Origin of the sequence: Lonsdalea populi, assembly GCF_015999465.1 — a bacterium.
Classification (GTDB): Bacteria; Pseudomonadota; Gammaproteobacteria; order Enterobacterales; family Enterobacteriaceae; genus Lonsdalea; species Lonsdalea populi.
In genome coordinates this window covers 1,075,229-1,090,230 of record NZ_CP065534.1, presented here as the reverse complement: position 1 = coordinate 1,090,230, position 15,002 = coordinate 1,075,229, and the positions used below count along the sequence as shown (strand labels likewise).

The following is a 15,002-nucleotide window of genomic DNA, read 5'->3' as shown; positions in this document are numbered from 1 at the left end:
GATATTTTCATAAGGGATGACAGAAAGAACCAAAAACAAAAAAGTGGGGTCATGTGGTTATCGCTACAAGGACCCGCAACATGGCGTATTACTGACAAGGCTGATAATGATGAGTCAGGCACTACAACAGCTTCTCGATTTGCTGAATCTAGAAAAAATCGAGGAAGGTTTATTTCGTGGTCAAAGTCAGGATTTAGGGTTGCGACAAGTCTTTGGCGGCCAGGTTGTCGGTCAGGCGCTTTCGGCGGCGAAACAGACAGTATCCAAGCAACGCAGCGTACACTCTTTCCACTGCTACTTTCTTTTGCCGGGAGAAAGTCATAAGCCCATTATCTATCAGGTTACTACCCTGCGCGAAGGTAAGAGCTTCAGCACGCTTCGTGTAGATGCAATTCAGAATGGCCGTCCTATTTTTCATATGACCGCCTCATTCCAGCAGCCAGAGTCGGGTTTTGAACACCAGAGCGTGATGCCACAGGTGCCTATGCCTGAAAGCTTGCCTTCGGAGCAAGATATAGCCCAGAGTCTGGCTCATTTGCTGCCGCCTCAATTGAAAGCGACGTTCACTAAAGAACACCCTATCGAAATGCGACCGGTAAAATTCCATAACCCGCTAAAAGGGGAAGTTGAACCGCCTATCCGCCACGTCTGGTGTCGCGCTAACGGTAAACTGACTGACGATGAGCGTGTTCACCAGTACCTTTTGGGATATACCTCCGACTGCAATTGCCTGCTGACTGCACTCCAACCCCACGGCGTCGGTTTTCTCGAGCCCGGTATGCAAGTCGCCACTATCGATCACTCAATGTGGTTCCATCGACCATTCCGTATGGATGACTGGCTGCTTTATGCGGTCGACAGCCCATCGGCCTCCGGTGCCAGAGGGTTAGTCCGAGGCCAGTTCTACACTCGAGACGGCGTGCTTATTGCCTCCAGCATGCAAGAGGGCGTCATTCGGCGACGCAACGCATAACCGCTCTACCTCATGACTTTCCACAAAAAACCACCCGCAGTAACCGACGGGTGGTTTTTTGTGGCAGTCGAGGCGTGCGTGCGATACACGCCTCCAGATACTGATTATTGGTTGTATGCGTTTTCGCCGTGGCTGTTAACATCCAGCCCTTCACGTTCTTGCTCTTCCGGTACGCGCAGACCAACGGCCATATCAGCGACTTTGAAGGCAATGAATGCGGCTACGCCAGACCATACGATAGAAACGATCACGCTAAACAGCTGTACCCAGACCTGACGGGCCATGGTGACACCCTCTGCGTAACCTACGCCGCCCAAGGAAGACGAGGTGAAGACGCCCGTCAGAATGCAGCCGACGATACCGCAGACGCCGTGAATGCCGAAAACGTCGCACGGATCGTCAACACGCAGCCAACGTTTTAACACTGTCACACCCCACAGACCAGCAAAGCCGCCCGCGAAACCAATGACCATCGCACCGCCTACGCCGACCGTGCCCGCTGCAGGCGTAATCGCAACCAAACCTGCGATACAACCGGAGCATGCGCCCAGCAGAGAAGGCTTGCCACGCAGAACCCATTCACCAACCACCCAAGCCAGAATCGCGGCCGCAGTAGCGATCACCGTTGTCAAAAATGCCAGACCGGCGATATTGTTGGCAGAACTGGCAGAACCGGCGTTGAAGCCGAACCAACCGATATACAGGATAGCGGTACCGATGCACACCATCGGCAGATTATGAGGTTTGAATGCTTCTTTGCCGAAGCCAACGCGTTTACCCAGCAAGATCGCGCCAACCAGCCCCGCAACTGCGGCGTTGATATGCACTACAGTGCCACCTGCAAAGTCTAGGGCGCCGTCAGCAGCCAAATAGCCGCCACCCCATACCATGTGAGTCATTGGCAGGTAGGACAATGTTAGCCACAGGACCACAAAAATCAGCGCGGCGGAGAAACGAATACGCTCCGCCAGAGCACCAATTACGAGAGCAACGGTGATGCACGCGAAGGAGCCTTGGAAGGCGACGTGGATGTACTGGTAGAACGTACCGCTCTGAGAATTAATATCGATGCCATTCAGCATAAAGTTGCTTAGACCGCCGAAAAAGGCGTTGCCAGAGCTGAACGCAACGCTGTAGCCATAGGTGACCCATAGCAGACAAACCAGCGCGAAGGCGACAATAACCTGGGACAGTACGGACAGGACGTTTTTAGAACGAATCAAACCGCCGTAGAACAGCGCAATACCCGGAATGGTCATAAAAAGCACCAAAGCAGTACAAATCATCATGAAAGCATTATCGGCTTTATCAATCACTGGTGCTGCAGTGTCTGCCATGGCGCATGCTGGGAGCATAGCTGCGGTACCCAGACCAGACAAGAAGGATAGTTTTTTCATTTTCATTCATCCCTATTTATAAGGCTAAATCAGGTAGTTGTTATAGTGCAGCTTCATCTGTTTCGCCGGTACGGATGCGAATGACGCGCTGTAATTCGGCGACAAAGATCTTACCGTCGCCAATCTTGCCGGTGTAGGCGGCTTTGCTGATCACATCAATCACTTCATCGAGCTGATCGTCAGCGATAGCGATATCTATTTTCACTTTAGGCAAGAAGTTCACACTGTATTCCGCGCCGCGGTACAATTCCGCATGGCCCTTTTGGCGTCCGAACCCCTTCACCTCTGTGACGGTAAGACCTTGAATACCAATAGAAGACAGGGCTTCTCGCACGTCTTCCAACTTGAATGGTTTAATTACCACAGTCACCAGTTTCATTCTCATCCCCCTTAACCCGTTAAGTTCAGGCCTGTGCCGTCACTATCCAATGTCTCTACGCCATCATTGAAAGCAATTGATGTGCCATAAATGATTCGACGTTGGAAAAGCGGTGAAAGGTGATGAATGCGCGCATCGCGGAAATCGCGTTTGAATAAAGTATGGACGATCAGGAATGAAAGCGCACACAACCAGCGCACCATTTTTGTGCGTGACGCCTAATTCCGGTGCATGCCACCTTTTGGCAGGAGAATCTCTGCCAAGTTATGGTGCGTACCAACAATCAGACGCGGTTTAGAGGGAGTCTAGAAAGACATCTCCGCAGTGTCAGTGTCGTAGCGTTTAGCCTCTGCAAGGGCTTGTCCTGCCAGCTGTAGCTGATACATCTGATAATAACGTCCTTGCTGAGCCAGCAATTGCATATGTGTTCCCTGCTCAGCAATTTCTCCGTGGTTAAGCACCAGAATATTGTCCGCCTCGACGATGGTGGATAAGCGGTGGGCGATGACCACCAGCGTGGTTTGAACTCTAATCAACCGTAGCGCCTTCTGGATAGCTTGTTCGGTTCCAGAATCGATATTAGCGGTCGCCTCATCAAGAATGAGCACTTTAGGCGAATTCACCAGTACGCGGGCCAGCGCAAGCAGCTGTTTTTGCCCCACGGAAAGGTTATTACCCTGCTCGCCGATTCGGCTATGAATCCCCTCAGGCATATCCCTGACCAGCTCAGCCAGTTGCACCATTTTCAGCACGTGCCACACGTTCTCTTCATCGATATCTCGACCCAACGTGACGTTTGCATAGACCGAGTCCGCGAGGACCACCGGATCCTGCTGAACCATTGCCACATTGCTGCGCAGCACGGTGTGAGACAACGTCGGCAGCGGACGCTGATCCAGCCGAATGACGCCAATATCGGGGGTGTAATACCCCATAAGCAGATTCGCCAGCGTGCTCTTGCCGCTGCCGGTATGCCCCACCAGCGCGACAAATCCCTTATCAGGGATGTGCAGATTGATGTTACGTAATACCGGCTTGCCGCTGCGGTAAGAGAAAGTTACATCGCCGATATCAATGCGCCCGCTGGCTAGGGGACGTAAATCGTCGCCATAATCCTGACGCGTGCCATCCATCAGCGCGAAAATACGCTCTCCGGCCACGACGGCTTGCTGCAGCATCGACTGCTGAGTCGTCAGCTCAATCAAGGGTTCGTTGAGCCGTCCAAGATAGTTAATGAAGGCATATAACACGCCAACACCTACCGAGCCGACCGAGCTAAAGCCGAACTGCAACAGAAGCCCGCACATCACCAACGCGGAAAACAGGCTCAGCAGCGGACGTAACAGAAAGCCTTCCAGACGCAGCGTTTGCATACGCGCTAAATAGTGCTTTTGACTGACTTCACTCAGGCGTTTGCCGAACCGAGCCTGCTGACGAAATTGCTGAATGACGCTCATACCACTGATGACTTCGTTAAAGCCATCGTTGATATCCGCCAGATAACTACGCACACGGCGCACGATGGGCGTACTATAGCGCTGGTAAATAACCATCACCACCATCACAGCCGGAAAAATGGTCAGCGCAACGAGCGCCATACGCCAATCAAGGCTGAACATCGCCACCATCATGGCGCTGATGAGCGCCGCGCTGCGCAGCACCGTCGCCACCACCATCACGTAGAGATCCCGGACCACTTCCGTATCGTTCGTCACCCGGGAAATCAGTTGCCCGACAGGCTGAGTATCGAACGTCGACAGCGGTTGACGTAACGCGGCGTCCATCACATCGATGCGTAATTGCTGTACGACGCCCACCGCAACCCGATTAAAGGTCAACGATTGCAGGTAGTGCAGTGATGCGGCGAGGAGTTGCAGCAACACGTAAACTGCCGCCAAACCGCTGGCCAACATCAGCGGGAACTGCCCTTTTGAGACGAGATGGTCGATAAAATAACTGATGAGTATGGGTCCTGCGACTTCAGCCGCCGCCGCAACCCAGAGCATCACCACGCCTACCGCCAGCGGCTTACGCCAGGGTGAGCCGTAGGCCAGTAGACGTTTCAGCGTCGGCCAGAGCGGATGTGAATTATTCACCTTTGACCTCCTCAAGCGACGTCGGCTCGTCCAATGCGGCTTCCAGTTGCTGGTAACGATACATGTCCTGATACCAACCTGATTCGAGTGACAACGCCTGATGATTGCCGCGCTGCGCCACCTGGCCCTGTTGCAGCACGAGGATTTCATCCGCGTTGACCAAGGCGGAAAGCCGGTGTGCGCTGATGATCAGCGTGCGCCTTTCACCCCACTCACGCAGGTTGTTCAATATTTCGTGTTCGGTGCGTCCGTCCACGGCAGACAAGGCATCATCCAGCACCAGCACCTCGGCTTCCAGCAGGAGCGCGCGGGCAATAGCAATCCGCTGCTTCTGACCGCCGGAGAGCATGACGCCGCGCTCGCCCACTTCGGTCTCATACCCCTGCGGCAAACGCAGAATATCGTCGTGAACATTCGCCAGACGCGCCGCTTCCTCAATTTGCGCTTTGGTCGCATCCGGTCGTCCCAAGGCAATATTGCCTGCTACCGTATCCGCAAACAGGAACGGCGTTTGTCCCACGACGGCGAACCGGCTCCTCAGGTCATCCAGACGAATACTGTCGAGGGGAAGCCCGTGGTAAGAGATTCTTCCCTCCTCCACATCGAATGAACGCAGCAACAAAGCGATCAACGTACTTTTTCCGGAACCCGTGGGGCCGCAGAGCCCCAGCATTCTTCCCGGTTGCAGCGTGAAACTGACGTTATGTAATACGGTCTGACCGTGCTGCGGATAATGAAATGCCTGAATATTTGCCGCCAGCGTTCCGGGCTCGTCCGGCAGAGGCTGAACACCATCAACCACCACCGGTTTCTCGGACAGGAGCTGACGGATACGGCTATAGCCGGCACTGCCACGTTCAACGATGTTTAACATCCAGGCTAGCGCCAACATCGGCCAAATCATCAGTCCCAAATACATGACGAAGCTGGTCAATTCGCCCAGCGTCATCGTCCCATGGATCACCATCCAACTGCCGCCACCAATTGCCAGAAGGTTGGACAATGCAACAGCAATATAAATTGTTGGGTCGAACCGCGCATCCACGCGTGCCACTCGCATATTTTTGGCACCCGTGTCGGCGGCGACTTCGGCGAAACGCTGAGACTGATAATCCTCCAGCCCAAACGATTTGATCATCCGGATACTGGTCAGGCTTTCCTGCGTCTGATTATTCAGCATTGAAAACGCCGCTTGAGCGGCTTTGAAACGGTGGTGCAGCTGCGTACCGTAGTGCTTGATAATGATGGACATGATCGGCATTGGCGCCAAAGACAGCAGCGTCAATTGCCAGCTGAGCTGTGTGCACATCACCACCAGCACGGCGCACCCCATCATCAGAGAATCGACAAACGTCAGCACGCCTTCACCGGCGGCAAAGACTACTCGGTCGACGTCATTGGTGGCTCTCGCGATCAAATCTCCGGTGCGATGACGCAGATAAAAGGCAGGATGCTGACGGCTGAGTTGACGATAAAAATCACCACGCAGCTCCACCGCCAGTTGATAGGACGCGCCAAACAGCAGAACGCGCCAGAAATATCTCAGCACGTAAGTTAATACGGCGGACAGCGCCATGAGCCCGATCCACCCCATCGCGGTAGCGGCCGGCATATCGTGTTGCGTTACGCCATCGACGACAATTCCGACAAGCGCCGGAGGCAGTAATTGCAGTATGGCGATGACGATTAAGAGGATTACCGCCCCCAGATAACGCTTCCATTCACGGCGGAAATACCATCCTAGTTGAGCAAAAAGTCTCACGCGGTCTTCATTCCAAAGCTAGTAGCATCATTATTATTGCGGGCAGAACACTAGTATACATGATTGCCCTGATGGATAAATTTAGACCCTAATCGGCAATGCCGTTGTGTGTTTTATCTCTTCCATCGCAAAGCTGGACGTGACGTCCACTAAACCTGGAATACCTTTGACGAGACGCTTGTAGAAGTTGTCATAGTTTTTCATATCTTCTACCCGAACCTGCATCAGATAATCGTACTCGCCGGCCATGCGATAAAAGGACAACACTTCGGGCATATCGGAAACGAAATGGCAGAAGTCTCGATACCAGTCGCTGTTGTGTTGCTGAGTCTTCAGGAGCACAAAAGCCGTTAAGCCCAACCCCAGCCGTTCGTTATCCAGCAGGGCGACACGCGCCTTGATATACCCAGACTCCTCCAAACGCTTCAGCCTTTTCCAACAGGGGGTGGATGTAAGATTGACGGCATCGGCCAACGTCTGTAGCGAGAGCGTACAGTCACGTTGTAGTAGAGAGAGCAAAGTGCGATCGATTTTATCTAGCATATGGGATAACCATAGAAAAATTTTCTACCATTTAGTCCAAATAAAGAAAATTATGCAATATTTTTCCCTCGTGACTCCGGTAGTCTAAGTTCACCCTTCAGATACAATGGACGTTCTCTTATGACCAATACTTGGGTTAAAAACGCCGTCAGCGCGATTGAAGCTGATTTCCAACGTTCCGCCGACACGCACCTTATACGCCTGACATTACCCACCTACCCCGGCATCTATTTTTATCTGAAGGACGAAAGCACCCATCCCACCGGGAGCCTGAAACATCGGCTGGCACGCTCGCTATTTTTATATGGCCTTAGCAACGGCTGGATTGAGGAAGGCACGACGATCATTGAGGCTTCCTCCGGCAGTACCGCCGTCTCCGAGGCTTACTTCGCTCGCTTGCTGGGCCTGCCTTTCATTGCCGTCATGCCCGCCTGCACAGCAAAACGCAAAATCGAACAAATTACGTTTTATGGCGGCCGCTGCCATTTCGTCGAACAGTCTGGACAGATCTACGCGGCGTCAGAGCAGCTGGCCCGCGATCTGAACGGTCACTATATGGATCAGTTCACCTACGCTGAACGTGCGACCGACTGGCGCGGCAACAACAATATCGCCGACAGCATTTATCGTCAGATGTCCAGAGAGCCTTTCCCGGTTCCTGATTATCTGGTGATGAGCGCGGGCACAGGCGGTACTTCTGCCACTCTTGGGCGTTATATTCGCTATAAAGGACTGGATTCGAAGCTGGTGGTCGCCGACCCCGAAAACTCCGTATTTTACGATTGCTATCGTCAGCAAGACCGTTCGTTGACCGCCGCTTGCAGCAGCAGAATCGAAGGTATTGGCCGCCCGCGCGCCGAACCGTCTTTCATTCCCAGTGTGATAGACGACATGATTAAAGTGCCTGATGCCGCCAGCGTGGCGACCCTCCTCTGGCTGGAAGATGTTCTTGGCCGCAAAGTTGGCCCTTCTACCGGCACCAATGTCTGGACCACGTTGCAGCTAGCCGAGAAGATGAAAACCGAAGGGCGTCAAGGCGCCATTGTGACGCTGCTATGCGACAGCGGCGAGCGCTACCTGGATACCTATTACAACCCCGAATGGGTGGCAGCTCACATCGGTAATCTGGCGCCTTACAGCCGGCAGCTTGCCTCGGAACGGCAGCAGGGCCGCCTAACGCCCTGCCCGGCATGATGTCATTTACTGCGCTGAAGCGAAGAAAGTTTTAAGTTACCATACCCGCTTCGTAACATGTTAAGCCGTAGTCTGGATGTAAGGCCCCCCTGCTCATTAAGGTGAATCAGCATGAGAAGCGCAGTAGTTGTTTTTAGCGGTGGACAGGATTCCACAACCTGCCTAATACAGGCACTCAAGCAATACGACCACGTGCATTGCGTGACATTCGATTATGGACAGCGTCATCGGGCTGAAATCGACGTAGCTGCCGAGCTGGCTCAACGCCTGGGTGCCTGCGCCCATAAAGTGTTGGACGTTCGTCTACTGAATGAACTCGCGGTCAGCAGCCTGACGCGGGACAACATTCCCGTACCTGACTTCGACGAGAAACCGGACGGACTTCCCAGTACCTTCGTTCCTGGCCGCAATATCCTTTTCCTCACGTTGGCCGCGATCTATGCCTATCAGGTAGGCGCCGACACGGTGATTACCGGCGTCTGCGAAACCGACTTTTCGGGCTATCCCGATTGCCGCGACGAGTTCGTCAAAGCCCTCAACAAAGGGGTTGCTCTCGGTTTGGCCAAAGATATCCGTTTCATTACGCCGCTGATGTGGCTGGACAAAGCCGAAACCTGGGCTTTGGCCGACTACTACCAGCAGTTGGAGACGATCCGTTACCATACGCTGACCTGTTATAACGGCGTCAAAGGCGACGGCTGCGGTCAATGCGCCGCCTGCCATTTGCGCCAAAAAGGATTGGATCAGTATCAGCTGAATCCTGAGGACGTCAGGGCGTCTCTGGCCAAGAAAACCGGTCTGAAGTAACCGGCTCCGAACACTGATTGCAGCACCGGTGGTTATTCGCCAACGCACTCGCGTTTAACCACCGTCAGTATCTGCTTACCGGCATAACTCAGGCTCATGAGCCGATATAGCCAGCGCGATGCCGATAGGCTTACCCTCTTTACTGACCTGTTCCAGCCGTGACCTTAGCCTGATAGCAAAAGCCGCGTTGGGGGCGTCATGCCATTCACGTTGTCATCCTGACCAAAAGTCATTTACACCCGTTACGATTGGACAGCCCGGCCTTGGTGAACGAAGCCTTAGAGTCGCAAACGTGCTTGGTTGCGTTCAATCAGCGATGCGCCAATCCCCGGAACTTCTTGTAGCTGATCAACCTGAGTGAAAGGACCGTTTTGCTCCCGATAGCTCACAATCGCCTGCGCTTTTTTCAACCCCACGCCATTAAGGATATCGGCTAGCTCTTCCGCCGATGCCGAATTGATACTCACTTTTTCTTCATCGCTGGCCGACGGTATGGCCTGTTCCAGCTTTTTACCCGCGGCATCCTGCTGCAAAGTGGCAGCCGTTTTTTCCGTGCCTACTTTTGTCGCGGCCTGAACAAGTGCGGGCAAGCTCGACAGCGTCAGACCGACGATGAAGCACATTGCCTTGATTCCTGATTTTTTCATGCTGTTATCTCCTTGTGTTTGACAGCACCCCCACCTTGCCCGAAGCGGAAATCAGCAACAACACACAATGTTCAGATGTGGAAAAGGCCGCGAAAGCGGCCTCTGTCTGTTGCAGTACGTTACATTATCTTGCGCGGGCTATTCCTGCTCTTGAGCCGCATTACCCAGCTTAATTTTCGCTTCACTGCGCAGGCTATTAATCAAAACATCAAACAGAGAGCCTACGGCATTCTGTTTCACTTGATTAGCAAACTGCTGTTTCTGCTGGTCTTGCAACATGTGAGGCTGAATGCTATCCAGCGCCACAATCACCACATTGCCTGACTGATCCTTCGATAAACCGTAAGAAGGCTTGTCCTTCTGCGGGATGGGCAGAGCAAAGATAGACTCCGCCATCACTTCATTCTGGTTCAAAGAAGAAAGTGTTTTTGGCGTGCTGAAGCTCAGATTCGCGGCTTTCAGGCTGTCCATCTTGCCTTCCTTAAGATCGGAGAGGATTTTCTCAGCCTCGAGACGCGCCTGTTGATCCGCCTTCTGGCGCTTCAATGTTTGAACTACCTGCTCGCGAACCTGATCCAGCGCTTCGGTGCTCTCCGCTTTGTGCTCGCTGATGCGCACAACGAAAGCGCGATCGCCATCAACGCTGATCACATCCGAGTTGCTGCCAGGCGCGCCGTTTTCACCTAACAAAGAACCACCGAAGATAGCCTGAGTTACCGGCTGGAAATTCAGCGCCGCAGGCACTTTATCGCGAGTAAACCACTCAGTCTGAACGACTTTCACGCCGGCGGCCTGTTCCGCGGAAGCCAGCGACTCATTGTCGTTGCTGGCCGCTTCGCTGACCTTCTGTTGCAAAGCATAGAAGGCATCCAGCGCTCTTTCGCGTTTCACCTTCTCAGCCAGTTCGGTGCGAACGTCAGCCAGCGGCTTGATTTGCTGCGGCTGTATATCGTCCAGACGGACAATCAGGTAACCCACCGAGGATTTGATCACGCCGGAAAGCTGCCCTTTTTCGGTCAGTTTCGCCTGCTTCAGTTCGTCCACGGTGGAATTGTCGTCCATCCAACCCAGGTCGCCGCCATTACGGCGAGAGACCACATCCATTGAGATCTGCTTAGCCAACGTGGAGAAGTCGTTGCCCTGCTGCAGTTTATTCAGCGCGTCGTTGGCTTCCACTTCGGTTTTCACCTGAATGAGGCTGTATTTTTTACGTGCGCCCTGCGTAAAATCTTTTTTGTGCTGCTCGTAATAGGCGCTGATTGCCGCATCGTCCACCTTAGTTTTATCCATGATAGCGGCAGCATCCAGCAGGATGTAGCTGACCTTGAACTGTTCAGCCGCCAGATAGCGGCTCTTGTTCTGATCATAGAAACTCTGAACTTCATCATCACTGACCGTTTGAGCCTGCGCGCGGTCGGCCGTATTGATGGTCGCCGTGCGGATGGTGCGATCCTGTGCAGCCAACTGTTCTAGGCGATCAAGCTCCTGAGGCAGAAGGAATTCGGTGCCCCCCAGACCACGAACCAACTGCTGGGTGGTCAACTGCTTGCGCAGCATCTGGGCAAAGGAATCCGGGCTCAGGCCGAGACGACGCACCTGGGTTAGGTATTTTTCGTTATCGAAACGGTTTTCGGTCTGGAATTCGGGGATAGCGAAAATGGCCTGCTTGATCTGATCGTCGCTGATGCTCAAACCCAGCGTGTGAGAATATTGATCCAGCAGCGTTTCATCGATCAGCTGTGACAACGCCTGCTTACGCAACTGCTGCATATAGCCTTCGTTGCTCGCCAGAATAGAGAAGTTTTCTCCCAGCATCTGCTGCTGCCGGCTACGTTCGTTTTGCACTGCCTGTTCCAGCTGGGAACGGGAAATTTCCTGCCCGTTGACCTTCGCTGCGTAATCACCTGACCCACGAATCAAATAATCACCTACGCCAGTCAGCACAAATGAACCGATGATCAGGGCCAGAATAATTTTAAGCACGACGTTATTCGCGGCCGCGCGTAAATTGTCCATCATAATGTGACAACACTCCGCTGTAGAATGGATGAAACTCCCTGCGCAGGCTGCAGCCATGCTTCCTTGCGATGCTATAGCCGCCAAACGGCCAGGGCGCACTCAGGCAACTGCCTGATGATAGTGGTCCGGATTTCCGGTAAAAAAAGGCACATCATTAAATGATGCGCCCCATATCTTACCTTACCCACATCGTGACGTCAGGTAATGTTTAGGGGAGAAATTCTCCCCTCTGACATTAATTTACGGCGTCTTTCAGCGCCTTACCTGCACGGAAGCCCGGGACTTTGGCGGCAGGAATACTGATTTCCTTACCGGTCTGCGGATTGCGTCCAGTGCGAGCTGCACGCTCGCGTAAAGAAAATGTCCCGAACCCGACTAAAGCAACGTTATCCCCTTCTTTCAGAGATTCAGTAACAGACCCAATAATTGCATCCAACACACGCCCTGCCGCTGCTTTGGAAATATCAGCATCTGCAGCAATTTTGTCGATCAATTGTGACTTGTTCACTCTTTCATCCCCTCTGAAATCCTGTGGCTGCATCCCTTATTTTGGCGCAGCAGTAGCTTTATGACATTCAGTTAAATCCACGGAGATTAGCCGTACAATTAACAGTGCTCTAACTTAGCCGCACAAAAAAAGGCTGGCAAGCATCATTACACTTGCCAGCCTTTATTTTATGAAAGGTTCTTGCGATGGGTCACTATTTCGCCGCCGCAGTCACCACCTTCATGCCATGAGGCGAGTTTTGCAGCGCCAACTCCAGCACTTCTTCAATACGTTTTACCGGGTGGATGTCCAGATCGGCAATCACGTTTGACGGTATCTCTTCCAGATCACGCTTGTTTTCATCTGGAATCAGCACGGTTTTGATACCACCGCGATGAGCCGCCAGCAGCTTCTCCTTCAGTCCGCCGATGGGCAGCACCAAACCCCGCAGCGTAATCTCACCGGTCATCGCCACGTCGGCTCGTACCGGGTTCCCCGTCAGGCATGAGACCAGAGCGGTGCACATGGCGATACCCGCGCTCGGACCGTCTTTCGGCGTCGCACCTTCCGGTACGTGAACATGGATGTCGCGCTTCTCGTAGAAGTCTGAGTTGATACCCAGAGAGTCAGCGCGCGCGCGTACCACGGTCAATGCGGCTTGAATCGATTCCTGCATGACTTCACCTAAAGAACCGGTGTAAGTCAGCTTGCCTTTACCTGGCACGCAGGCGGTTTCGATCGTCAGCAGCTCGCCGCCGACTTCAGTCCACGCCAGGCCGGTCACCTGACCAATGCGGTTCTCATCGTCCGCACGACCGTAGTCGAAGCGCTGAACGCCCAAGAACTCTTTCAGGTTATCGCCGTTGATCTCGATGTGCTTGAGGGACTTGTCCATCAGCAGCGATTTAACCGCCTTACGACACAGCTTGGAGAGTTCACGCTCCAGACTACGTACCCCCGCTTCGCGGGTGTAGTAACGGATGATGCCGATAATCGCGCTGTCATCCACCTTCAGCTCGTTCTTCTTCAGGGCGTTGCGCTCAACTTGCTTCGGCAACAGGTGTTCCCGCGCGATGTTGAGTTTTTCATCCTCGGTATAGCCAGACAGACGAATCACTTCCATACGGTCCAGCAGCGGGGCCGGAATGTTCATGGAGTTGGACGTCGCCACGAACATGACGTCCGAGAGATCGTAATCCACTTCCAGGTAGTGATCGTTGAACGCCACGTTCTGTTCCGGATCGAGCACTTCGAGCAACGCAGAGGCCGGATCGCCTCGCATGTCCGAAGACATTTTGTCGATCTCATCCAGCAGGAAAAGCGGGTTTTTTACCCCGACCTTCGCCATCTTCTGGATCAGTTTGCCCGGCATGGAACCGATATAGGTACGACGATGACCGCGGATTTCCGCCTCATCACGCACGCCGCCCAGCGCCATACGGACATATTTACGTCCGGTCGCTTTGGCAATGGACTGTCCCAGGGAGGTTTTACCCACCCCCGGCGGCCCTACCAGGCACAGAATCGGCCCCTTGATTTTGCTGACTCGGCTCTGTACTGCCAGATATTCAAGGATGCGCTCTTTTACGCGGTCCAAACCATAGTGGTCGCTGTCCAGCATTTGCTGGGCTTTGACCAGATCCTTTTTGACTTTGCTACGCGAATTCCAGGGCACCTGCACCATCCAGTCGATATAGCTGCGCACGACGGTGGCTTCCGCGGACATCGGCGACATCATCCGCAGTTTCTGCAGTTCAGCTTCGGTTTTTTCCCGGGCTTCTTTCGGCATGTTGGCTGCTTCAATTTTGCGTTTCAGCGCTTCGTTTTCGTCCGGCGCATCATCCATTTCGCCCAGCTCTTTCTGAATGGCTTTCATTTGCTCATTCAGGTAGTACTCGCGCTGGCTTTTTTCCATCTGTTTTTTGACGCGACTACGGATACGCTTTTCAACCTGCAGCAGGTCGATTTCCGACTCCATCATCGCCATCAGGTATTCCAGACGTTCGGTCACGTCGAACATTTCCAGCACCGACTGCTTGTCGGACAGTTTCAGCGGCATATGTGCAGCAATGGTGTCGGCCAGGCGGGCCGCATCATCAATGCTGTTAAGAGACGTCAGAACTTCTGGCGGGATTTTTTTGTTCAGCTTGATATAGCCTTCAAACTGATTGACCGCCGTGCGCATGAGCACTTCCTGCTCAGGCTCTTCGATTTCAGGCGAGTCCAGATATTCAGCCTGCGCGGCAAAGTGCTCCCCACTGTCAGACAGCGTAGTGATACGCGCTCTCTGTAAGCCTTCGACCAACACCTTGACGGTGCCATCAGGCAATTTCAGCATCTGAAGAATGGAGGCTACCGTCCCAACCGAGAAAAGATCGTTAACACCTGGCTCATCCGTTGAGGCCTCTTTCTGTGCAACCAGCATGATCTTTTTATCGTGATCCATTGCGGCTTCAAGGCACCGAATTGACTTCTCCCGACCAACAAACAACGGAATGACCATGTGCGGATAAACCACCACATCGCGCAGCGGCAATACGGGGATTTCTATGCGTTCGGAACGCTCAGGGTTCATAGAGCTCTCTCTTAGTTTCATTTCCGCCAGGTTAAGGGAATCTCGTGAAACAGGCTCTTCACGGTTTCGCCTCTAGGTATTCGAGTATATGGGGATAAATATCCTACATTCAACGTTAGATCG

General features: G+C 53.2%; 12 protein-coding genes. 3 read left to right on the top strand and 9 right to left on the bottom strand.

Annotated elements, in window-relative coordinates:
• The first annotated feature begins 109 nt into the window (after nucleotides 1-109).
• Nucleotides 110-973: an acyl-CoA thioesterase II gene (gene tesB, locus I6N93_RS04845; RefSeq protein ID WP_085689915.1), complete on the top strand. Its 864-nt coding sequence runs from the start codon at nucleotides 110-112 to the stop codon at nucleotides 971-973.
• A 104-nt stretch (nucleotides 974-1,077) separates the two neighbouring features.
• Here the strand turns inward: tesB and amtB are convergent, their stop codons facing one another.
• The 5 genes from amtB to I6N93_RS04820 form a co-directional block, all read right to left on the bottom strand.
• Nucleotides 1,078-2,370, bottom strand: a complete 1,293-nt coding sequence (gene amtB, locus I6N93_RS04840; protein WP_085689883.1) for an ammonium transporter AmtB — start codon at nucleotides 2,368-2,370, stop codon at nucleotides 1,078-1,080.
• 40 nt (nucleotides 2,371-2,410) lie between these two features.
• Entirely contained in the window at nucleotides 2,411-2,749 is a 339-nt protein-coding gene (gene glnK, locus I6N93_RS04835; RefSeq protein WP_009114005.1) for a P-II family nitrogen regulator, read from the bottom strand.
• 305 nt (nucleotides 2,750-3,054) lie between these two features.
• Nucleotides 3,055-4,845, bottom strand: a complete 1,791-nt coding sequence (locus tag I6N93_RS04830; protein ID WP_085689881.1) for a SmdB family multidrug efflux ABC transporter permease/ATP-binding protein — start codon at nucleotides 4,843-4,845, stop codon at nucleotides 3,055-3,057.
• Nucleotides 4,838-6,607 (bottom strand): SmdA family multidrug ABC transporter permease/ATP-binding protein, encoded by a 1,770-nt coding sequence (locus I6N93_RS04825; RefSeq protein WP_112092406.1) that lies wholly within the window; start codon nucleotides 6,605-6,607, stop codon nucleotides 4,838-4,840. The genes I6N93_RS04830 and I6N93_RS04825 overlap by 8 nt, the downstream gene beginning before the upstream one ends.
• Before the next feature lie 81 nt (nucleotides 6,608-6,688).
• Nucleotides 6,689-7,150 (bottom strand): Lrp/AsnC family transcriptional regulator, encoded by a 462-nt coding sequence (locus I6N93_RS04820; RefSeq protein ID WP_085688557.1) that lies wholly within the window; start codon nucleotides 7,148-7,150, stop codon nucleotides 6,689-6,691.
• Nucleotides 7,151-7,270: 120 nt separating this feature from the next.
• Between I6N93_RS04820 and I6N93_RS04815 the strand changes: the two genes are divergently transcribed.
• The gene (locus tag I6N93_RS04815; RefSeq protein ID WP_085688555.1) at nucleotides 7,271-8,344 is read left to right on the top strand and encodes a PLP-dependent cysteine synthase family protein; all 1,074 of its coding nucleotides are present in this window, start codon (nucleotides 7,271-7,273) and stop codon (nucleotides 8,342-8,344) included.
• A gap of 111 nt (nucleotides 8,345-8,455) precedes the next feature.
• Nucleotides 8,456-9,151 (top strand): 7-cyano-7-deazaguanine synthase QueC, encoded by a 696-nt coding sequence (queC, locus tag I6N93_RS04810; RefSeq protein ID WP_085688553.1) that lies wholly within the window; start codon nucleotides 8,456-8,458, stop codon nucleotides 9,149-9,151.
• A gap of 278 nt (nucleotides 9,152-9,429) precedes the next feature.
• Here queC and I6N93_RS04805 read toward each other — a convergent pair whose 3' ends face one another.
• The 4 genes from I6N93_RS04805 to lon form a co-directional block, all read right to left on the bottom strand.
• Nucleotides 9,430-9,798 carry a ComEA family DNA-binding protein gene (locus I6N93_RS04805; protein WP_085688551.1) on the bottom strand — a complete coding sequence of 123 codons (369 nt, stop codon included), beginning with the start codon at nucleotides 9,796-9,798 and terminating at the stop codon, nucleotides 9,430-9,432.
• Between the two features lie 138 nt (nucleotides 9,799-9,936).
• Nucleotides 9,937-11,817: a peptidylprolyl isomerase gene (gene ppiD, locus I6N93_RS04800; protein ID WP_085688549.1), complete on the bottom strand. Its 1,881-nt coding sequence runs from the start codon at nucleotides 11,815-11,817 to the stop codon at nucleotides 9,937-9,939.
• A 235-nt stretch (nucleotides 11,818-12,052) separates the two neighbouring features.
• A complete protein-coding gene (gene hupB, locus I6N93_RS04795) occupies nucleotides 12,053-12,325 on the bottom strand; it encodes a nucleoid-associated protein HU-beta (RefSeq protein ID WP_085688561.1) in 273 nt (90 codons plus the stop codon).
• A 193-nt stretch (nucleotides 12,326-12,518) separates the two neighbouring features.
• Nucleotides 12,519-14,879, bottom strand: a complete 2,361-nt coding sequence (gene lon / locus I6N93_RS04790; protein ID WP_085688547.1) for an endopeptidase La — start codon at nucleotides 14,877-14,879, stop codon at nucleotides 12,519-12,521.
• Nucleotides 14,880-15,002 lie beyond the last annotated feature (123 nt).

Coding starts and splice junctions, on each gene's coding strand:
- tesB (WP_085689915.1), top strand. CDS start 110: ATGAGTCAGGCACTACAACAGCTTCTCGATTTGCTGAATCTAGAAAAA.
- amtB (WP_085689883.1), bottom strand. CDS start 2,370: ATGAAAAAACTATCCTTCTTGTCTGGTCTGGGTACCGCAGCTATGCTC.
- glnK (WP_009114005.1), bottom strand. CDS start 2,749: ATGAAACTGGTGACTGTGGTAATTAAACCATTCAAGTTGGAAGACGTG.
- I6N93_RS04820 (WP_085688557.1), bottom strand. CDS start 7,150: ATGCTAGATAAAATCGATCGCACTTTGCTCTCTCTACTACAACGTGAC.
- I6N93_RS04815 (WP_085688555.1), top strand. CDS start 7,271: ATGACCAATACTTGGGTTAAAAACGCCGTCAGCGCGATTGAAGCTGAT.
- queC (WP_085688553.1), top strand. CDS start 8,456: ATGAGAAGCGCAGTAGTTGTTTTTAGCGGTGGACAGGATTCCACAACC.
- I6N93_RS04805 (WP_085688551.1), bottom strand. CDS start 9,798: ATGAAAAAATCAGGAATCAAGGCAATGTGCTTCATCGTCGGTCTGACG.
- ppiD (WP_085688549.1), bottom strand. CDS start 11,817: ATGATGGACAATTTACGCGCGGCCGCGAATAACGTCGTGCTTAAAATT.
- lon (WP_085688547.1), bottom strand. CDS start 14,879: ATGAACCCTGAGCGTTCCGAACGCATAGAAATCCCCGTATTGCCGCTG.